Annotated in this window: 15 protein-coding genes; 12 read left to right on the top strand and 3 right to left on the bottom strand. The window is 62.4% G+C overall.

All coding sequences use genetic code 11. The annotated features are described in order from the left end of the window. Positions 1-145 precede the first annotated feature (145 nt). The 12 genes from chvI to trxA all read left to right on the top strand — a co-directional run bounded on the left by chvI (position 146) and on the right by trxA (position 17,733). On the top strand, positions 146-868 hold the full coding sequence (chvI, locus tag ACEXP3_RS21030; RefSeq protein WP_210106877.1) for a two-component system response regulator ChvI: 723 nt from the start codon (positions 146-148) through the stop codon (positions 866-868). 81 nt (positions 869-949) lie between these two features. Further along, entirely contained in the window at positions 950-2,719 is a 1,770-nt protein-coding gene (locus ACEXP3_RS21025) for a sensor histidine kinase (RefSeq protein WP_377299138.1), read from the top strand. Then, positions 2,716-3,180, top strand: a complete 465-nt coding sequence (locus tag ACEXP3_RS21020) for an HPr kinase/phosphorylase (protein WP_377299089.1) — start codon at positions 2,716-2,718, stop codon at positions 3,178-3,180. Before ACEXP3_RS21025 ends, ACEXP3_RS21020 begins: the two co-directional genes overlap by 4 nt. A gap of 130 nt (positions 3,181-3,310) precedes the next feature. Beyond that, complete coding sequence (locus ACEXP3_RS21015) at positions 3,311-3,712, top strand: PTS sugar transporter subunit IIA (protein ID WP_377299087.1); 402 nt, start codon at positions 3,311-3,313, stop codon at positions 3,710-3,712. 8 nt (positions 3,713-3,720) lie between these two features. Then, entirely contained in the window at positions 3,721-3,996 is a 276-nt protein-coding gene (locus ACEXP3_RS21010) for an HPr family phosphocarrier protein (RefSeq protein WP_377299085.1), read from the top strand. A 147-nt stretch (positions 3,997-4,143) separates the two neighbouring features. Continuing rightward, positions 4,144-5,544, top strand: coding sequence for an adenosylhomocysteinase (gene ahcY / locus ACEXP3_RS21005; RefSeq protein WP_377299084.1), 1,401 nt, complete (start codon positions 4,144-4,146; stop codon positions 5,542-5,544). Between the two features lie 193 nt (positions 5,545-5,737). Continuing rightward, the gene (locus ACEXP3_RS21000) at positions 5,738-8,317 is read left to right on the top strand and encodes a PAS domain-containing sensor histidine kinase (protein ID WP_377299082.1); all 2,580 of its coding nucleotides are present in this window, start codon (positions 5,738-5,740) and stop codon (positions 8,315-8,317) included. Next, positions 8,314-9,828, top strand: a complete 1,515-nt coding sequence (tsaE, locus tag ACEXP3_RS20995) for a tRNA (adenosine(37)-N6)-threonylcarbamoyltransferase complex ATPase subunit type 1 TsaE (protein WP_377299080.1) — start codon at positions 8,314-8,316, stop codon at positions 9,826-9,828. The genes ACEXP3_RS21000 and tsaE overlap by 4 nt, the downstream gene beginning before the upstream one ends. Positions 9,829-9,835: 7 nt before the next feature. Continuing rightward, on the top strand, positions 9,836-10,573 hold the full coding sequence (locus ACEXP3_RS20990) for a nucleotidyltransferase family protein (protein WP_377299078.1): 738 nt from the start codon (positions 9,836-9,838) through the stop codon (positions 10,571-10,573). Further along, positions 10,570-13,779 (top strand): double-strand break repair protein AddB, encoded by a 3,210-nt coding sequence (gene addB / locus ACEXP3_RS20985; RefSeq protein ID WP_377299076.1) that lies wholly within the window; start codon positions 10,570-10,572, stop codon positions 13,777-13,779. Before ACEXP3_RS20990 ends, addB begins: the two co-directional genes overlap by 4 nt. Continuing rightward, entirely contained in the window at positions 13,772-17,338 is a 3,567-nt protein-coding gene (gene addA, locus ACEXP3_RS20980; protein WP_377299074.1) for a double-strand break repair helicase AddA, read from the top strand. The genes addB and addA overlap by 8 nt, the downstream gene beginning before the upstream one ends. Positions 17,339-17,412: 74 nt before the next feature. Next, positions 17,413-17,733 carry a thioredoxin gene (gene trxA, locus ACEXP3_RS20975; protein ID WP_377299072.1) on the top strand — a complete coding sequence of 107 codons (321 nt, stop codon included), beginning with the start codon at positions 17,413-17,415 and terminating at the stop codon, positions 17,731-17,733. 74 nt (positions 17,734-17,807) lie between these two features. On the opposite strand, the gene ACEXP3_RS20970 is transcribed toward trxA, so the two are convergent. From ACEXP3_RS20970 to trpA, 3 genes are read right to left on the bottom strand one after another with little or no spacing between them, the layout of a single operon-like run. Continuing rightward, positions 17,808-19,151, bottom strand: coding sequence for a bifunctional folylpolyglutamate synthase/dihydrofolate synthase (locus ACEXP3_RS20970; protein ID WP_377299070.1), 1,344 nt, complete (start codon positions 19,149-19,151; stop codon positions 17,808-17,810). A 27-nt stretch (positions 19,152-19,178) separates the two neighbouring features. Beyond that, entirely contained in the window at positions 19,179-20,078 is a 900-nt protein-coding gene (accD, locus tag ACEXP3_RS20965) for an acetyl-CoA carboxylase, carboxyltransferase subunit beta (protein WP_377299068.1), read from the bottom strand. A 39-nt stretch (positions 20,079-20,117) separates the two neighbouring features. Continuing rightward, the gene (gene trpA / locus ACEXP3_RS20960) at positions 20,118-20,957 is read right to left on the bottom strand and encodes a tryptophan synthase subunit alpha (protein ID WP_210106864.1); all 840 of its coding nucleotides are present in this window, start codon (positions 20,955-20,957) and stop codon (positions 20,118-20,120) included.

Below are 20,957 nucleotides of genomic sequence, written 5' to 3'. Positions count from 1 at the left end.
GCCCGCAAGTGCCGCGCCAAAATAGACGGCCCTTTATCTTTGCCACAATTTGTTCCACCTTTATCCCCAAGACACGCAAACCCGGGCAGTCGTCCGGCTGGGCCACAATCCAGGAGATGCGTTGAGAATGGCGGAGATAGACAGAATGCAGACAGTCGCGTTGGTGGACGACGATCGCAATATTCTAACGTCAGTGTCCATTGCACTGGAAGCGGAAGGATATCGCGTCGAGACCTATACGGACGGAGCGTCTGCACTCGACGGACTGCTTGCGCGCCCGCCGCAACTGGCGATCTTCGACATCAAGATGCCGCGCATGGATGGCATGGAGCTGCTGCGCCGGCTTCGCCAGAAATCGGACATGCCGGTGATTTTCCTCACCTCCAAGGATGAGGAAATCGATGAGCTGTTCGGCCTGAAAATGGGTGCCGACGATTTCATCACCAAGCCGTTTTCGCAGCGTCTTCTCGTCGAGCGCGTCAAGGCGATCCTGCGCCGCGCCACTAGCCGTGAAGGTCAGGCAGCGCCCGGCACGCCAAAAGCCATTGCCGATCAGGCGGCCCGCACGCTGGAGCGCGGACAGCTTGCCATGGACCAGGAGCGCCATACCTGCACCTGGAAGGGCGAGCCGGTCACGCTGACGGTGACGGAATTCCTCATTCTGCATTCGCTGGCGCAGCGCCCGGGCGTGGTGAAAAGCCGCGACGCCCTGATGGATGCCGCCTATGACGAGCAGGTCTATGTGGATGATCGCACCATCGACAGCCACATCAAGCGCCTTCGCAAGAAGTTCAAAATGGTTGACGGCGATTTCGATATGATCGAAACGCTCTACGGCGTTGGCTACAGGTTCCGCGAAGCGGCCTGACGCCGCAAACATTGCGCACGCACATCGACCGCCCGGACGGCCGGCGGTCGCGTGAAAGGGAATGGCGTGGCCGACCAGACAATTCATTCCGCCGAGACTGACGGGACGGAGGTGAAAGCCTCCCGCCCCGCCCGACGGCTATGGTCGCATCCCTTCACGCTCATTCGCCGCATTTTCGGCAATGCGGTGTTTTCCAGCCTGACGCGCCGCATCCTGTTCTTCAACATTGCAGCCACCGTGGTGCTGGTCGCGGGCATTCTCTATCTCAACCAGTTCCGCGAAGGTCTCATCGATGCGCGCGTCGAAAGCCTCCTGACGCAGGGCGAAATCATCGCCGGCGCGATCTCGGCCTCCGCCTCGGTCGATACCAATTCGATCACCATCGATCCCGGCAAGCTTCTGGAACTGCAAGCCGGCCAGAGCATCACGCCGGTGCCGAATGACGAGGATCTCGGCTTTCCAATCAATCCCGAGCGGGTGGCGCCGGTGCTGCGCCGGCTGATTTCGCCGACCCGCACACGCGCCCGGCTTTTCGATGCAGACGCCAATCTTCTGCTGGATTCGCGCCATCTCTATTCCCGCGGCCAGGTGCTGCGCTATGACCTGCCGCCGGTCGAAAACGAGACCACCACCTGGAACGAATGGTTTGCCAGCATCATCAACCGCATCCTGCAGCCGGGCAACCTGCCGGCCTATAAGGAAGCGCCCGGCGGCGACGGCTCGATCTATCCGGAGGTGATGAATGCGCTGACAGGCGTACGCGGTGCCGTGGTGCGTGTGACCGACAAGGGCGAGCTCATCGTTTCGGTCGCCGTTCCCGTGCAGCGGTTCCGCGCTGTGCTCGGCGTCCTGCTGCTGTCGACCCAGGCGGGCGACATCGACAATATCGTCCATGCGGAACGTCTGGCGATCATGCGCGTCTTCGGCGTGGCGACCCTCGTCAACATTCTTCTGTCGCTCTTGCTCTCCTCCACCATCGCCAATCCGCTGCGCCGGCTTTCGGCTGCGGCCATCCGGGTGCGCCGAGGGGTCAAGCAGCGCGAGGAAATTCCAGACTTTTCGGCACGGCAGGACGAAATCGGCAATCTTTCGATTGCATTGCGTGACATGACGAACGCGCTCTACGACCGCATCGACGCCATCGAAAGCTTCGCAGCCGATGTGAGCCACGAGCTGAAAAACCCCCTCACCTCGCTGCGAAGCGCGGTAGAAACTCTGCCGCTCGCGAAGAACGAGGATTCCAAGCAGCGCCTCACCGCCATCATTTTGCATGACGTGCGCCGTCTCGACCGGTTGATCACCGATATTTCCGACGCGTCGCGGCTGGATGCCGAACTCGCCCGCTCCGATGCGGCACCGGTCGACATGGAAATGCTGGCAAGCAATCTCGTCGAGATTTCGCGCCAGATCCGCACCGGCCGCAAGCCGGTCGAGATCGAGCTGTCGGTGGATCACAAGCCCGGCGTCAAGACCAGCTACCGCGTCCATGGCCATGATCTACGGCTTGGCCAGATCATCACCAACCTGATCGAAAACGCCCGTTCCTTCGTGCCCGACCAGGGAGGGCGCATCACGGTGAAGCTGTTCAAGAACCGCGACAATTGCGTGGTGCAGGTGGACGATAACGGCCCCGGCATCCGCGCCGAGGATATCGACCGGATCTTTGAGCGATTCTACACCGACCGTCCGGAGGGCGAGAGTTTCGGCCAGAATTCCGGCCTTGGCCTGTCGATCAGCCGCCAGATTGCCGAAGCGCATGGCGGCACGCTGAAAGCTGAAAATCTGTCCGACGGGAAAGCCGTGACCGGCGCCCGCTTCACCCTGTCGCTTCCAGCCGGGGAGGCTGCGTGAGCCAAGGCAGGATCAACCTTCATGGCACGGCCGTCGTGCTTGGAACCCGGGGGATCGTGTTTTGCGGCCCTTCCGGCATCGGCAAGTCGACCTTAGCCTTTGCCTGTCTCAAAGAGGCGCGCCGCACCGGGTCTTTCGCAGCCCTCATTGCCGACGATCAGGTTTTCATCGAGGCTCGGGACACTGTCGTGATTGCGCAACGCCCGCCCTCCATTGCCGGCCTGATCGAGATCCGCGGCAGCGGCATTGCAAGCATCGCCAGTATCGGCAAAGCTGTCCTTCATCTTGCCGTCCGTGTCGAGGAAGAGGACAAAGCACAACGCCTGCCGCCCGACGATGAAAGGCTTGATCTTGGAACCGCAGGAAGCCTACCGCTGATCCGATTGCTGCAGGGCACACGCGATCCACTGGCCATCATCGCCGCCCTTCGACCGGAATTTCGAGGAGAGCATCCGTTTTGATGCATGCCATTCGACGATTTTTAGCTTGCACTTCGACTTTACATGGACAAGATGGCTTCCCACCGCCACTGGTCCTGTTGCAGTGCAAAAAGCGACCGCGCGTATCCATCTACTGGGGGGTGATTTCAATATGATAGGACTGGTGCTTGTCACCCATGGCAAGCTGGCTGAGGAATTTCGTCATGCCCTCGAGCATGTCGTAGGCCCTCAGAAAAACATCGAGACTGTCTGTATCGGTCCAGAGGACGATATGGACCAGCGGCGACAGGATATCGTGGATGCGGTTGGCGGGGTCGATAGCGGCAACGGCGTCATCATCCTTACCGACATGTTCGGCGGCACGCCCTCCAACCTGTCGATCTCCGTCATGAACAGCGGCAAGACCGAAGTGATTGCGGGCGTGAACCTACCGATGCTGATCAAGCTCGCCGGCGTGCGGGCCGATAATGACATGGCAAAGGCGCTCGCCGAAGCCGCCGATGCGGGCCGCAAGTATATCAACGTCGCCAGCCGGGTTCTGAGCGGCAAATGAGCGGATCGATGCAACCTCTCTCACGCGAACTGCTGATCATCAACAAGCGCGGCCTGCATGCCCGCGCCTCGGCAAAGTTCGTCCAGCTGGTCACCGGCTTTGATGCGGAGGTCAGCGTCTCCAAGGATGGCATGACGGTGGGTGGCACATCCATCATGGGCCTGATGATGCTCGCCGCAAGCCCGGGCTGCTCCATCGAAGTGAGCGTGACCGGCACCGATGCCGAGGCGGCCCTTGAGGCACTCACCCAGCTGATCGCCGATCGATTTGGCGAAGAGATGTAACAATCATATAAAGACTTCTTTATATCATTATTGCTAGTTTTGAGGAAGCCTGCTACACGGCAGGCAGCGTCGTTGCCTGCCGTGCAACGGCATCCGTGTTGCTGCTTGCCGATGAGCGGTAGCCCCCTGCAAAGCTGGAGAGCCACCATGAGCATTGAGAAAGATTACATTGTCGCCGACATCGCGCTTGCCGATTACGGGCGCAAGGAACTCGACATTGCTGAAACCGAAATGCCGGGACTGATGTCCTGCCGCGAGGAATTCGGCACCACCAAGCCGCTCAAGGGCGCGCGCATCTCCGGTTCGTTGCACATGACGATCCAGACCGCCGTGCTGATCGAGACCCTGAAGGTTCTGGGTGCCGATGTGCGCTGGGCCTCCTGCAACATCTTCTCGACCCAGGATCATGCCGCCGCCGCCATTGCCGCCGCCGGCATTCCGGTCTTTGCCGTCAAGGGCGAGACGCTGACCGAGTATTGGGAATACACCGACAAGATCTTCCAGTGGACCGATGGTGGCGTCTCCAACATGATCCTCGACGATGGCGGCGATGCCACTATGTACATCCTGCTCGGCGCACGCGCTGAAGCGGGCGAGGATGTTCTGTCTGTTCCGGGTTCGGAAGAGGAAGAAATTCTGTTCGCGCAGATCAAGAAGCGCCTGAAGGCTTCGCCGGGCTGGTTCACCAAGCAGCGCGACGCGATCAAGGGCGTTACCGAAGAAACCACCACGGGCGTTCATCGCCTGTATGAGCTTGCCAAGAAGGGCCTGCTGCCCTTCCCGGCCATCAACGTCAACGACAGCGTCACCAAGTCGAAGTTCGACAACAAGTACGGCTGCAAGGAATCGCTGGTCGACGGCATCCGTCGCGCCACCGACGTGATGATGGCCGGCAAGGTTGCAGTCGTGTGCGGTTACGGCGACGTGGGCAAGGGTTCGGCCGCTTCGCTGGCCGGCGCCGGCGCCCGCGTCAAGGTGACGGAAGTCGATCCGATCTGCGCCCTGCAGGCCGCCATGGACGGTTTTGAAGTCGTGCAGCTCGAAGACGTCGTCTCGTCTGCCGATATCTTCATCACCACCACCGGCAACAAGGACGTCATCCGCATCGAGCATATGCGCGAGATGAAGGACATGGCGATCGTCGGCAATATCGGCCACTTCGACAACGAGATCCAGGTTGCCGCGCTGAAGAACCTCAAGTGGACGAACATCAAGCCGCAGGTGGACATGATCGAGTTCCCGAAGGGCAACCGCATGATCATCCTTTCGGAAGGCCGCCTGCTGAACCTCGGCAATGCCACCGGCCATCCGTCGTTCGTCATGTCGGCCTCGTTTACCAACCAGGTGCTCGGCCAGATCGAGCTGTTCACCAAGCCTGGCGAATACAAGCCGGGCGTCTACATCCTGCCCAAGCACCTCGATGAGAAGGTCGCGCGCCTGCATCTGGCAAAGCTCGGGGTGAAGCTGACCGAGCTCTCCAGCGAGCAGGCGGCCTATATCGGCGTCTCCCAGCAGGGCCCGTTCAAGGCAGACCACTACAGGTACTAATTCTCACTAAAATATCCACAAGATATGGTAGCCGCGCACTTGACAAATGCGCGGCTTCTTTTTTTGCCGCCACCCTTTGCCCGGATTCCTGAAGCAGATATTGTTGTGAGACTTGATTCGCGCGCCTGTTTCGTGTCGCGCGGACTGGGATGTCTTGTCGGCGATGCGGCACATGGGACGGAGACAGACCCGAATGGCGGTACATTTCAAAGCTCCTCTTGCGGGGGCTCCAAAGGATGCTGGTTGCGACGAGGCACCGGCATCCACACAGATTCTGAAGGCTGAGGGCCTGGCGAAAGCCGGGCGCTTTCGCTTCAACCGGCTGTACCCTCTGGTGCGGACGGCCCTTGCGGGCACGGCGCTGTCCGGCTTTGCCGGGGCGGCTCTCGCACAGGACGCAGCCTATGGCGCCACGCGGCTGTTCACCTCCTCCGAGGTGATCTTTTCGTCGCTGGCCATCGGTGCGATTGCAGCTGCCCTTCTTTCCACCATCTGGCTGGTGCGCCAGCGCGGCAATCTGGAGGCCGAGAGCGAGGACATGCGCAGCGCGCTGTCGGAGGCCAACCAGCGTATCTCGAAATACGAGGCGCTGATTGCCGACAAGAACCGCCGGATCGTCATCTGGGAAGCAGGTCCTTCGCGCCCGGAATTCTTAGGACAGCTGCCGGCGGAAACCGGCGCGCCGCAGGAAGACCGCGAATTCTTAGCCTTCGGCAAGTGGATGCGGCCTCATTCGGCCGCAGAGCTTGAGCGCGCCATCGAATTGCTGCGCGGCCATGCCCGCAGTTTCGAAATGGTGGTGGAAACGCAGCGCGATGAGATTCTGGAAGTGCAGGGTCGCGTCTCCGGCGGAAAGGCCTTCATCCGCTTCATTGCGCTCAATAATCTCCGCGCCGAACTTGCCGAGTTGAAGATCGAGCGGGAGCGCCTTGTCACCTCCATGGGCCTGTTCCAGTCGCTTCTCGATGCGCTGGAGCAGCCGGTCTGGCACCGCGATCACGACGGCAATCTCACCTGGGTCAATCATGCCTATGGCGAGGCTGTGGAAGCCTCGAACCCGGAGCAGGCTCTTGAGGAGGGCCGCGAATTTCTCGGCACCATCGCGCGCGAAAAGATCCGCGCCACGGCAACCGCCACCTCGCCCTTCCATGAGCGGGTGTCCACCGTGGTGCGCGGCAATCGCAGCGTTTTCGACGTGGTGAACGTGGTCGGCAAGGGGGGATCCGCCGGCATGGCGATTGACGTCTCGGAAGCGGATGCGATCCGCGCCGAACTCAGCCGCACGCTGAAAAGCCATGCCGAGACGCTCAATCACCTCGCAACGCCCGTTGCCATTTTCGATCGCGACCAGCGCCTGCAGTTCTATAACCAGGCCTTTGCCCGCCTTTGGGATCTCGATCTCGGCTTCCTCGAAAGCCGCCCGGACCATAACGAACTGCTCGACCGGCTGCGCAGCCAGAACAAGCTGCCCGAACAGCTCAACTGGCGCAACTGGAAGGAAAGCGTGCTCTCCGTCTACCGGTCGCTCGAAACCCAGACGAACCGCTGGCACCTGCCCAATGCACAGACGCTGCAGGTGATCGCCACCGCCCATCCGCAGGGCGGCGTGACCTGGGTGTTTGAGAACCTCACCGAGCAGGTGGATCTGGAGACCCGCTACAACACGCTGGTCAAGGTGCAGGGCGAAACCATCGACCATCTGGCCGAAGGGGTTGCCGTTTTCGGCCCGGACGGGCGCATCCGCCTGTCCAACCCGGCTTTCCGCGCCATCTGGGGCATTACGGACGAGCAGACCAAGCCGAACACCCATATCAAGGCCATCGAAGCGGCCTGTGCCATGGAATATGACAAGCCGGACGGCTGGCGGCTGTTTGGCCAGATGCTGACCAATTTCGATGACGAGCGCCCCTCGCTGCAGGGAACGTTCGAGCTATTCTCCGGCATCGTGCTCGATTACGCCCTCATTCCGCTGCCCAATGCCCAGACCATGCTGACCTTCGTCAACATGACCGACAGTGCGCGCGCCGAACGGGCTCTCAAGGAAAAGAACGAGGCGCTGCGCAAGGCAGACGAGCTGAAGAATGATTTCGTCCAGCACGTATCCTATGAACTGCGCTCGCCGCTCACCAACATCATCGGTTTCACAGACCTGTTGAAGACGCCGGGCATCGGGCCGCTCAACGAACGCCAGGCGGAGTATGTCGACCACATCTCCACCTCCTCGGCGGTTCTTCTGACCATCGTCAACGACATCCTCGATCTGGCAACAGTCGATGCCGGCATCATGGAGCTGAACTATACCGAGATGGACATCGACGATCTGTTGGACGACGTGGCCATGCAGATCTCCGACCGACTGTACGAAAATGCCGTGACGCTGGAAATCATCGCGGCCAAGAACCTCGGCACGATCGTCGCAGACCAGCAGCGGCTGAAGCAGATCCTGATCAAGCTGATCACCAATGCTGCCAATTTTGCCCCGGAAGGCTCGACGGTCACCCTGAGCAGCTGGCGCAAGGGATCCGACTTCTTCTTCTCCGTCGCCGACCATGGTCCCGGCATGAGCGAAGACATGCTGAAGACGGTGTTTGACCGCTTCTCCAGTGGCAAGGGTGGCAAGAAGAGCGGCGCGGGCCTTGGCCTTTCGATTGTCGAAAGCTTCGTGACGCTGCATCATGGCGACGTGAAGATCGACAGCCGCACGGGCGAAGGTACAACCGTCACCTGCCGTATTCCGAGCGCCATCAACGCCCGGTCCATTGCCGCCGAATGAACGACGAACCCCCTCTCCAGCTTGCGCTTTCAGGCGAGGCGGACACGGTCCGTCTCGGGGAAGACCTGGCTCTTGCGCTGAAGGCCGGCGATTGCCTGGCGCTCTCCGGCGATCTTGGCGCCGGCAAATCGACACTGGCGCGCGCCTTTCTCCGCGCCATGGCAGACGATGACGATCTGGAAGTGCCGAGCCCGACCTTCACCCTGGTACAGGCCTATGACCTGCGCATTCCTGTCGCGCATTTCGATCTCTACCGGCTGGCCGACGGGTCGGAACTCGACGAACTCGGCTTCGATGAAGCGCTGAACGACGGTATCTGCCTTGTCGAATGGCCCGAAATGGCCGATGCGGAGCTGCCGGGAAGCCGTATCCGCCTCACCCTCGTGCATGATGGCGACAGCCGCCGGGCAGAAATCCACGGGCCTAAGCCCGCGCTCGATCGCATCCGCCGCGTGCTCGCCATCCGCGCCTTCCTGCGGGACAACGGCCATGGCGAGGCCCGCCGCCGCTTCCTCACCGGCGATGCGTCGCTGCGCGCCTATGAAACGATTACCGACAGCGACGGCAAGCTCACTATCCTGATGGACTGGCCGCTTCGTCCGGAAGGCCCGCCGGTGATGGATGGAAAAGCCTATCCGAAGGTGGCGCATCTGGCCGAGGACGCCTATCCCTTCGTCGCCATTGCCGAATATCTGCGCCATCTCGGCCTTGCCGCGCCGCAAATCCTGGCAGTCGATTATGCAGCCGGTCTCCTGCTGATCGAGCATCTGGGATTTGATGGCGTGCTGGATGCGGACGGTGCGCCCATTGCGCAGCGCTACCGCGAGAGCGTGGCCTGCCTTGCCCATCTCCATCAAAGCCCGCTGCAGCGGGACCTTGCGGTCACGCCCCACCATATGCACCGGGTGCCGGATTTCGATCCCGTCGCGATGAAGATCGAGACACGGCTGATCCTCGACTGGTATCTGCCGTGGCAGCGCAAAGGCGGCACCGTCAGCGAGGCGGAACGGCTGAGCTATGGCGCGGTGTGGGATGGCCTGATCGAAAAACTCAAGACCAGCGAACACCACTTGCTGCTGCGCGACATGCATTCGCCCAACCTGATCTGGCGCGAGGCCGAGCAGGGCCTGCAGCGCGTCGGCCTCATCGATTTCCAGGATGCCATGATCGGCCCGACGGCCTATGACGTGGCCTCGCTTGTGCAGGATGCGCGCGTCACCATTTCGCCAGCCCTTGGTAACGAACTTCTGCAGCATTACCTTGCGCTTCGCCACCAGCACGGCAATTTCGACGAAGCGTCCTTCCGGGAAGCCTTTGCCATCATGGCGGCGCAACGCAATTGCAAGCTTGCCGGTCTCTGGGTGCGGCTGAAAGATCGCGATGGCAAGCCCGGATACATGAAGCACATGCCGCGTACCCTTGCCTATCTCTCCTCAGCGCTGCAACATCCGGTGCTTGCACCCTTGCGCGATTGGATGGCAGAAGCTCGAATAGATTTCAGACACTCATAGGTTCCGGATGATCATCGAGAACGCCATGGTGTTGGCCGCAGGGCTCGGCACCCGCCTTCGTCCCTTGACCGACCTCACGCCAAAACCGCTTGTGCCGGTGGGCGGGCGCCCGATGCTGGACTACGTGCTTGATCTTCTGGTGGAGTGCGGCGTCAAGCGCCTTGCCATCAATGTCCATCACCATGCCGACCAGATGGAAGCCTATCTGGCGGCCCGCAAAGATCTCGATATTCTCGTTTCCGACGAACGGCAGCGCCTGATGAACAATGGCGGCGGACTGGTGAAGGGCCTGGCCCTTCTGCCGCCGGGGCCGGTCCTGGTGATGAATGCCGATCTCTTCTGGGTCAACGAACCGGCCGGAGAAGCGTCCAACCTCGTCCGTCTGGTCAATGCCTTTGATCCGGCTACGATGGACATGCTGATGCTCTGTGCGCCGATGGATCGGACCATTGGCCACAATGGCACGCGCGATTTTCATAAGGATGCGCAAGGCCACCTGACGCGCTACCGGGAGGGCGATACCCATCCGGTGGTCTATGCCGGCGCCTTTGCCGTCGACACCACCTTCTTTGCCGATGCGCCCGACGATGCCTTCAACCTGAACCTCTTTTTCGACAAGGCGATTGCCCGCAGCCGCCTTTACGGCATCGACCTTCACGGCGACTGGATCACGGTCGGATCGCCGGAGGGGCTGGAGGAAGCCGAGGCCTTCCTGAAAAATGCAGCGCCAACGGGCGGAGCATGAGCGCGCGCGGGCAAAAACGCATCCTGACGGTGCCGGCGGCGGTCCCCTTCCTGCGCACGGTGGCGGAAAGCCTTTGCGATGGCCGGCTCCTTCCTTCCTTCCGCTATGCGCCCGACGACCCGCTGTCTCTCTCCAAGGTCACCATCTACGTGCCGACGCGCCGCGCCGCGCGCGTGCTGCGCTCCGAATTCGTCGATCTCCTGGGCGGCCGGTCGGCCATCCTGCCGCTCATCCGGCCCTTGGGCGAGACCGATGACGATGTCGGCTTCTTCGATCTGGTGGCGCCCGAGGAGATGGACCTGGCCATGCCGATCTCCAGCACCGCCCGGCTGCTGGAGCTTGGCCGCCTGATCCTTGTCTGGCGAAACTCCCTCCCCCGCGCCATTCTCGACGTGCACCAGGAATCCCCGCTTGTCGCGCCCGCAAGTCCGGCAGATGCCATCTGGCTTGCCCGGGCGCTTGCCGAATTGATCGACGCCATCGAAACCGAAGAACGCGACTGGTCGGATCTCGAGCGGCTGGATACCGGTGATCATTCGCTCTGGTGGCAGCTGACGGCGGAATTTTTGAAAATCGCCAGCAGTTTCTGGCCCGCGCGGCTGGAAGAGCTGCGCCGCTCCTCCCCCGCCCGCCACAAGGCAGCCATTCTGAATGGCGAGGCGCGCCGCATCGGCGAACGCCAGCACGACGGCCCCGTCATCGTCGCCGGCTCTACCGGCTCGGTTCCGGCGGCTGCCAATCTGATTGCCGCCATCGCTAACCTGCCGAACGGCGCCATTGTTCTGCCGGGGCTCGATCTGTTCATGCCGGACGACCAGTGGCAGATGCTGGGCGAGCAGATGCCCGGCACCCGCCCGGACCCTTCAGGCCGCAGTCATCCGCAATACGGCCTCCATCGGCTTCTGCAAAAGCTCAATGTCCGTCGCGACGATGTGGAGCCGCTTGGGCATGCTCCAGATGACCTGACGCTTCGGGCAAGGCTTCTCTCGCAGGCGCTTGCACCCGCAGAGGCCACCGATCGCTGGAACCATTGGCGTCAGGAAACCCCGCTTTCAGCAATCAGCGAAGCCTTTGCCGATATCAGCCTCATCGAAACCGCCAATGAGCGCGAGGAGGCCGCAGCCATTGCGATTGCGCTGCGGCTGGCGCTGGAAAAGCCCGGTGCCGATGGCGGTGAATCACTGGCGGCTCTCATCACGCCCGACCGCGCGCTTGCCCGTCGCGTCGCGGCCGAACTTGCCCGCTTTGGCATCACTGCCGACGACACCGCCGGCACGCCGCTGTCGGCCACGCCGCAGGGCACGCTTCTGGCGCTGACGCTCGAAGCCATTCTGCGACCGGGCGATCCCGTGGCCATCACTGCGCTCATCAAGCATCCGCTTGCCGCCTTCGGTCTTGGCCCCGATCAGCGCAAGCGCGCTGGCGAAGCGCTGGAACTTCTGGCCCTGCGCGGCGGCTTGGGCGAACCCGATATCGCAAACCTTGCGCCGCTTCTCGAACGGCGGTTGCGCGAACAGGCGGACGACCGACATGCACCGCAATGGCGACTGTCGCTGCCGCCGGAGGCTGCCGGGGAAGCCCAGGCCTTTGCCGAAACCATCGCTGTCGCGGTCGAACCGCTCGCCTCTGCCCTCGTTGCCAGACGCGCCGATGGCCGCAGCCTCACCGCCCGCCTGCCGCTTTCCGATTGGGCGGAACGGACCGGCCGGGCTCTGGAGGCCATTGCAGCCGGCCCCGAGGGTGACCTTCGGGCGCTCTGGACCGGCGAGGCCGGCGAGAGACTTGCAGCACTTCTTGCCGAGATCATCGAAACGGACGGCCAGATCGAGGCCGACGGGCCGCAGTGGATCGATATCATCGCAGCGCTTCTGACCAGCGAAGCGGTCAAGCCCCGGGCGCTCAGCCATCCGCGCATCTTCATCTTCGGCACGCTCGAAGCGCGCCTGCAATGGGTGGATACGCTCATTCTCGGCGGCTTGAACGAAGGCTCCTGGCCGGGCCAGTCGGTCAACAATCCCTTCCTGTCGCGCACCATGAAGACCGATATCGGGCTTGAGCCGCCGGAACGGCGGATCGGCCAGCTGGCGCATGACTTTGCGATGGCGAACGGCACACGCCACATGATCTACACGCGCGCGCTGCGCCAGGGCGGCGCTCCGACCGTTGCCTCGCGCTGGCTGCAGCGGCTTCTGGCGCTCTGCGGCGAGACGCTGGCGAAAGATCTGCGGGGCCGCGGCGATGTCTATCGAAACTGGGCGCAGCTTCTCGACCGCGCAGGTCCCGACGAACGCCAGCCGCTGGCACGGCGTCCCGCACCCAAGGCGCCGCCGGAACTGCAGCCGACGAAATATTCCTTCAGCGAAGTCGGACGGCTGCGCCGCGACCCCTATTCGATCTATGCACGCCGCATCCTGAAGCTTGATCCCCTTTCGCCGTTCAACGAGGATCCGGGGGTTGCCGAGCGCGGCACGCTCTATCACCGCATCATCGAGCGCTACACGCGGGTTGCCCCTGTTCCGGGCTCGCCGGAAGCACTTCAGGTGATGGAGCGGCTGATCGACGAGGAGTTTCTCATCGAAGCGCTGCCGATCCACATCGATCAGGTGTGGCGCCCGCGTTTTCGCGAAGTCGCCCGCGCCTTCCTGCGCTGGGAGGCTGAGCGCGCACCCGACATCCGCCGCACCTATACGGAACTGCCCGCCGGCTATGAAATCCCGGAGGCGGGGATCAGGCTCACCGGCATTGCCGACCGCATCGACATCAAGGGGTCGGGCACCGCCGATATCATCGACTACAAGACCGGGCTGAGCCCCTCAGTCGCACAGGCCCGGGCGCTGCTTGATCCGCAATTGCCGCTTGAAGCGGCAGCACTTCAGGCCGGTGGCTTCAAGGGCATCGGTGCGGTTCGACCGGACAATCTCCTTTATGTGCGCCTTCGCCCCGGCGAACGTTTCACGTGCGACACCGTCAACAACGAGGGCGGGCGCGAAACCGCCCGCAGCAAGCCGAAATCGGCGCTGGACCTGGCGGAGGATTCGATCGCGCAATTGACTACTTTTGTCATCCGTCTGCGCGAGGGCGATATCGGCTTTGCTTCGCGGCTGATCCCCGTCATGCAAAGCAATTTCGGCGGCGAATACGACCATCTGGCACGCGTGGCGGAATGGTCCACCGCCGACGCCGAAGAAAGCGATGCCGATGAGTGAACGCCGAGATGAGCAGACGGACGTCACGCTGTTGGGCGATGATCCGGCTCTGTGGCTGACCTGGACGGCGCGCCAGCAGGCGCTTGCCTCCGATCCGGCCAGTTCCGCCTGGGTCTCGGCCAATGCCGGCTCGGGGAAAACCCATGTGTTGACCCAGCGGGTGATCCGGCTTCTGCTCGCCGGTTGCCGCCCGTCGGCCATTCTCTGCCTCACCTACACCAAGGCGGCCGCATCGGAGATGTCGAACCGGGTGTTTCAGCGACTGGCGGAATGGGCCGTTCTGCCGGACGAGAAACTGGCCGAGCGGATCGCCGGCATCGAGGGTCATGAGCCGGATTCCTTCAAGCTCGCCAACGCCCGCCGCCTGTTTGCCAAGGCGCTTGAAACGCCGGGCGGCCTGAAGATCCAGACCATCCATGCCTTCTGCGAGGCGCTGCTGCACCAGTTTCCGCTGGAAGCCAATGTCGCCGGGCATTTTTCCGTGCTGGACGATGCCTCGGCCTCGGCGCTTCTCGCCGAAGCGCGCCGTTCCCTGTTGACGGCAACATCGGCGGAAGACGATTCAGGTCTCGCCGCAGCCTTTGCCCATGTCCTCGATCTCGGTGATGAAACGGGGCTCGAAGGTCTCATCTCCGATATCATCGCGAACCGCACCGCGATCCGCCGCTTTCTCGCAGAAGCGGATGAGCATGGTGGCCCGGACGCCCTGTTGCGCCAGGCGTTTGACCTCGGCAAGAATGACAGTGAAGCCACGCTGATCGAGGCCTATTGGCCGCTTCCCGCTCTTTCCGGTCCGCTGCTGGACCTTTACCTCGAGCTTGCCGAGACAAAGGGCGGTGCAAAGGCGGGTGATGCCGGCCTGATGCTGAAACGGGCCGTGGCCGAGGCGGATCCTCTTGCGCGGGCAAAACTTCTCGACCAGGTCTTCCTGACGCAGGCCGGCAAACCCAAGGCAGACAGCTCGCTGATCGCAAAGGCCATGCTGACGGCAGCACCGCAGCTGGGTGATGCCGTGGCATTAGCGCGCCAGCATGTGGTCGATACCCGCGAACGACTGCGCACCCTGCGCATGTTCGAGGCGACGCGTGCGGCGCTGACGCTCGCCGACCGGCTGAACGAAGATTACGAGGAGCTGAAGCGGCGCCGCAGTCTTCTGGACTTCGAGGACCTGATTGCCCGCACCGCCGATCTTCTGACACGCGATGGGGTCGGTGCCTGGGTGCATTACAAGCTCGACCAGGGCATCGACCACATTCTGGTGGACGAGGCGCAGGATACGAGCCCGGTGCAATGGGCGGTGATCAAATCTCTGGCCGAAGACTTCTTCTCCGGGCAGAGCGCGCGCGAAACCCGGCGAACCATCTTTGCCGTCGGCGACGAAAAGCAGTCAATCTATTCTTTCCAGGGGGCGCGGCCGGAACGGTTTGCGCAGGAGCGTTTCGAAACCCAGAAACGGGTGGACCTGAGCGGCCAGGCCTTCCATCCGGTGCGGCTGCCCCTCTCCTTCCGCTCCACCGCCGATGTCCTGAGCGCCGTCGACCAGGTATTTGCGCTCGAAGACAATGCAAGGGGCTTGAGCGCCATCGGAGATCCAGTCATTCACCGGTCAAATCGCATCGGCCATGCGGGTGCCGTGGATCTCTGGGAAACCGTCGTGCCCGATGTCTCGGACATGGAGGACGACTGGACAGCCCCCTTTGACGCAACGCCCGATCGGGCGCCTTCCGCCATTCTGGCAGCGCGCATGGCCTATGTGATCGGCGAGATGGTCGGCCGCCAGACCATCATCGAGAAAGATCACGAACGCACGATCCGTCCGGGCGATATTCTGGTTCTGGTGCGCAAGCGCGACGCCTTCGTCAACGCGCTGACACGCGCCCTGAAACGACGCGGCGAAATCCCCGTCGCCGGGGCCGACCGCCTGAAGCTTACCAATCATATCGCCGTCCAGGACCTGATGGCGCTTGCCCGCTTCGTGCTGCAGCCGCACGATGATCTGTCGCTGGCCGCCGTGCTGAAAAGCCCGCTCTTCGATCTCGTCGAAGACGATATCTTCCACCTCGCGGCGCTGAGGCCCGAGAACACCAGCGTCTGGCAACACATGCAGGCGCTGGCGGCGGAAGACGACAGCCGGTTTGCGCCCACCGTGACGCGCCTCAAGGGCATGGTCGAGATGGCCGGGCGCTTCAGCGTGCATGACTTCTTTGCGCGGATTCTCGGGGCAGATAGCGGCCGCAAGCGTTTCCTTGCCCGGCTGGGCAGCGAGGCGGCAGATATTCTCGATGAGTTCCTGAGCCTTGCGCTTGACCATGAGGACAAGACGCTGCCCGGCCTGCAGAGCTTCATATCGACATTGGAGCTGGAATCGCCCACCATCAAGCGTGAGCAGGACAGCGGCCGTGACGAGGTGCGCATCATGACCGTGCATGCCTCCAAGGGGCTGGAGGCGCCGGTGGTGTTTCTGGTCGATAGCGGCTCGAAGGCCTTCATCCACTCGCATGTGCCGAAATTCCGCTTCCTGAAGATCGATGGTCGCGATGTGCCCGCGTGGGTGCCGGGCAAGACCCTCTCGAACGCGCTGACATCCGCCGATGACGAGCGGGTCAAACTCGCCGCCGAGGAAGAGTATCGGCGCCTGCTCTATGTCGGCATGACACGGGCTGCCGACCGCCTGATCATCTGCGGCTATCGCGGCAAGCTGGAGAACGACGAAAGCTGGCAGGCCATGGTGGCGCGCGCGCTCTCAAGCAACGGCGATCGGTGCAAGCCCGCACGCTTTTCCGGCCCCGACGGCGACTGGGAAGGCCATCAGTGGCGGGCACCGGTGGGCCCGCTTCGCCCGCTGGCCAGACACGAAGAGACGATGGCCGACAGACGGGAGGAGAGCCTGCCTGAGGCCTTGTCGCGCCAGCTGCCGCCGTCCAAACCCCTCCCCCGGCCGCTCAGTCCGTCCGGCGCCGGTGTGACGATCGATGAGGAGGATGGCGAGGTCGCGTTTGTCTCGCCGCTCTTTGGCGAAAAGGCATCGGCAGGCCGCGCGCTGCAGAAGGGCCGCCTGACCCATCGCATGCTGCAGATGTTGCCGAGCTTCCCTCTCAATGCGCAGGAAGACGCGGCACGCCGCTATCTTTCGCGCACGGCAAGCTTCTGGCCGGAGCACGAAAGGCAGGCGCTTCTAGCCGCCATCATGGGTGTGCTGCGCCACCCGGATCTGCAATCCGTCTTTACGGCCCATGCCCAGCCGGAAGTCTCGATCATGGGTACGCTGCAGTTGAATGGCCGCAATCACGCCGTATCCGGCCGCGTCGACCGCCTGAGCGTAGGGTCCGACGGTACAGTAACCATTCTCGACTATAAGACGAACCGCTTTGCCCCAAGATCACCCGAGCAGGTGCCGCTCGCCCACCGGGCGCAGCTTGCCATCTACCGGGAGATCCTGAAGCCGCTCTATCCGGATCGGGAGATTGCCTGCGTGCTGGTCTACACGGAAACGGGCGCTGTCATTCAACTTCCACCGGCGCTTCTGGTCCGCTCCCTTGCCGAGCTCACCACAAAATGAGATAGGCAGCATTGAATTTGGCGCGCGGGCGCATCACATTCTTGCCAACACGAAAATCGTTGAAGGAGAGCCTCATGGCTACCGTGAAAGTCGACAACGCGAACTTCCAGTCGGAAGTTCTGGATTCCGCAGAACCTGTCGTCGTGGATTTCTGGGCTGAGTGGTGCGGCCCCTGCAAGATGATCGGTCCGAGCCTCGAAGAAATTTCCACCGAGATGGCCGGCAAGGTCAAGATCGCCAAGCTGAACATCGATGAAAACCCGGAACTGGCTGCCAAGTTCGGTGTCCGTTCGATCCCGACGCTTGCCATGTTCAAGGGCGGCGAAGTGGCAGACATCAAGGTCGGCGCCGCGCCCAAGACTGCGCTGACCTCATGGATTGCCGGTGCTGTTTAAGCACCGCCTCCCAATCGACGGAAAAGCCCGGCATTGACCGGGCTTTTTTTGTGGGCGTCAGTTGATTGGAGAGCTTACTTCGGAGGTGTCCCGTTGTCGGCGAGGACATTTCCGGCAAGATAGAGCGACCCGCCGATCAGGATGCGTGGCGGCAGCTGTCCTTCGAGCTGGCGCGCCGAGATTTCTTTCAGCGCATCGGCAACCGCAAGCGACGGTTCCGCCACAAGGCCCGCATCATAAGCCGAATCGGCCAGCGCCACCGGGTCCAGGCCGGCATCGCTGCCGCGGATCGGCACCGTGAAGACATATTCGGCGATATCGGCAAAGGCACGGAAATAGCCGATCGGGTCCTTGGTGTTGAGCATGCCGACAATGAGGTAAAGCGGCCGCGCCTGCTTTTCCTCAAACGAGGCCATGGCTTCGGCAATCACTTCGCCGGCGCCGGGATTATGCCCGCCGTCCACCCAGATTTCGGAACCCGCCGGCGCATAGGCCAGAAGTTCGCCTTCTGTCAGTTTCTGCAAACGTCCCGGCCATTCGACTGACGTCATGGCCGTTTCCATCATTGCCTCGGTCACGGCAAATCCTGCCGCCTTGACGGCACGGATGGCCGCTGCCGCATTGGCGAGCTGATGGCGACCCGGGAGGCGGGGCAGAGGCAGGTCGGCAAGACCAAACTCGTCCTGGTAGACCATGCGGCCAAACTCTTCATGGGCTGAAAAGTCCTGGCCGTAAATGGCAGCCGGACTGCCGAGGCGATCGGCAGTCGCAGCCAGCGTTTCGCGCGCCGCCTCGAATTCCTGGTGCCCGATGACCACCGGGCGGCCCTTCTTGATGATACCGGCTTTTTCCGCTGCAATCAGTTCCACCCGGTCTCCCAGATAGGCCTGATGGTCGAAGGAGATCGGCATGATCACCGAGACGGCCGGATCATCGACAACATTGGTGCAATCGAGGCGGCCGCCCATGCCGACCTCGATGATCACCGCATCGGCAGGCCGCTCGGAAAACAGCAGGAACCCGGCCGCCGTCAGGATCTCGAACACCGTGATCGCCTGGCCGGCATTGGCTTCGGCAACGCGGCGCAGCGCATCGGCCAGATCCGCATCCGCAACCAGCGTCCCGGCGGCACCCTTGGCACCGATCCGGTAACGTTCATGCCAACGCACCAGATGTGGCGAGGTGTGGACATGCACCGCGTAGCCGCCCGCTTCGAGAAGCGCGCGACAGAAGGCGGAGACCGAGCCCTTGCCGTTGGTGCCGGCGACATGAATCATCGGCGGCAGTTTCAGTTGCGGATTGCCCAGAACATCGAGCAGGCGGCGCATGCGCCCAAGGGTCATGTCGAAACCCTTGGGGTGCAGTTTCATCAGGTCGTTGATAACCTGCTCCGCCTCGCTATGGGCCACGTCGTTCATGTCAGTCCCCGAGGCATTCATGGAAAATCAGGCGCTGAGTGCGAGCTTTTGACCTGCGTCATGGCCCGCAACACCTGCCGGCTGCTTCAGCATGATCTTGAGGATCGTGGCCAGCGTGTGGGCGATATCATGGCGCTTCACCACCATGTCGACCATGCCGTGCTCCAGCAGATATTCCGCCGTCTGGAACCCTTCCGGCAGCTTTTCGCGCAGGGTCTGCTCGATGACGCGCTTGCCGGCAAAGCCGATTTCGGCGCCCGGCTCGGCAATGTGAACATCACCCAGCATCGCATAGGATGCCGTCACGCCACCGGTCGTCGGATTGGTGAGGACCACGATGTAAGGAAGACCTTCTTCCTTCAGCATGTCGATCGCAACCGTGGTGCGCGGCAGCTGCATCAGGGAGAGGATGCCTTCCTGCATGCGCGCTCCACCCGAAGCGGGGAAGATGACCAGCGGGCAGCGTTCGGCAAGCGCCCGTTCGGCAGCCTTGACGATCGCCTCGCCGGCCGCCATGCCGAGCGAGCCGCCGATGAAGTTGAACTCATGCACGACGGCAACCAGCGTCAGGCCCTCGACCTTGCCGAGGCCGGCAAGGATCGTATCTTCCTGCTCGGTCTTGATGCGGCTGTCCTTCAGGCGGTCGGCATATTTCTTCGAATCGCGGAATTTCAGCGGGTCCTGCGCCACCTTCGGCTGCGGCAGGTTTTCATAAACGCCGCCGTCGAACAGGTCGGCAAGCCGTGCCTTTGCCGGCATCTTCATGTGGAAGCCGGAGGCGGGAATGACCCACTTGTTCTCCTCAAGATCCTTGTGAAAGACCATTTCGCCGGTTTCCGGGCACTTGATCCAGAGGTTCTCCGGCACTTCCCGGCGACCCAGCATGGAATTGATGCGCGGGCGCACATAGTTGGTGATCCAGTTCACGGGCAAAACTCCTGATTGACCATCGTCAATGTGGTAACGTTATTCGGCAGCCGCAAGGCGGGCCGAACGGACGCCGGTGGCAAGACCGCGCACCAGCGTCGAGACTGCAGAAATGGTGTGGCTCGTTGCACGGCCTTCGGCATCGAGACTGCCGGCCACCTGGGCAACGATAGCAGACCCCACCACGACGCCATCGGCCGCGGCGCCGATCGCCTGGGCATGATCGGCGGTCTTGACGCCAAAGCCGACGCAGACCGGCAGGTCCGTATGGGCCTTGATGCGGTTGACGGCAGCGGCGATCTTGGACAGATCCGGAAGTGCCGAGCCGGTAATGCCGTTCATCGAGACGTAGTAGACGAAGCCGGAGGTGTTCTTCAGAACCTTTGGCAGGCGCTTTTCATCGGTCGTCGGCGTTGCCAGGCGGATGAAGTTGATACCCTTGGCAAGCGCCGGGATGCACAGTTCATCGTCCATTTCGGGCGGCAGGTCGACCACGATCAGACCATCAATGCCAGCTTCAAGCGCTGCATCCAGAAAGCGCTCGACGCCGAACGAGTAGATCGGGTTGTAATAGCCCATCAGCACGATCGGGGTCTTCTGGTCGCCTTCACGGAAAGCGCGCGCAAGATCAAGCGTCTTCGACAGCGTCTGGCCGCCGGACAGTGCCCGATGACCAGCCATCTGGATGGCCGGGCCATCGGCCATCGGATCGGAAAACGGCATGCCGAGTTCGATCACATCGGCGCCGGCTTCCGGCAGCGCCTTCATGATGCCGAGCGACGTTTCGAAATCCGGATCGCCGCCCATGAAATAAGTGATAAGCGCCGGGCGGCCTTCAGCCTTCAGGTCGGCAAAACGTGCATCCATACGTTCAGTCAT

It is taken from the genome of Neorhizobium fuzhouense (assembly GCF_042611105.1).
Taxonomy (GTDB): Bacteria; Pseudomonadota; Alphaproteobacteria; order Rhizobiales; family Rhizobiaceae; genus Neorhizobium; species Neorhizobium galegae_A.
Note: the sequence above shows the minus strand (reverse complement) of the source record. Positions and strands in the feature narration are given on the sequence as shown.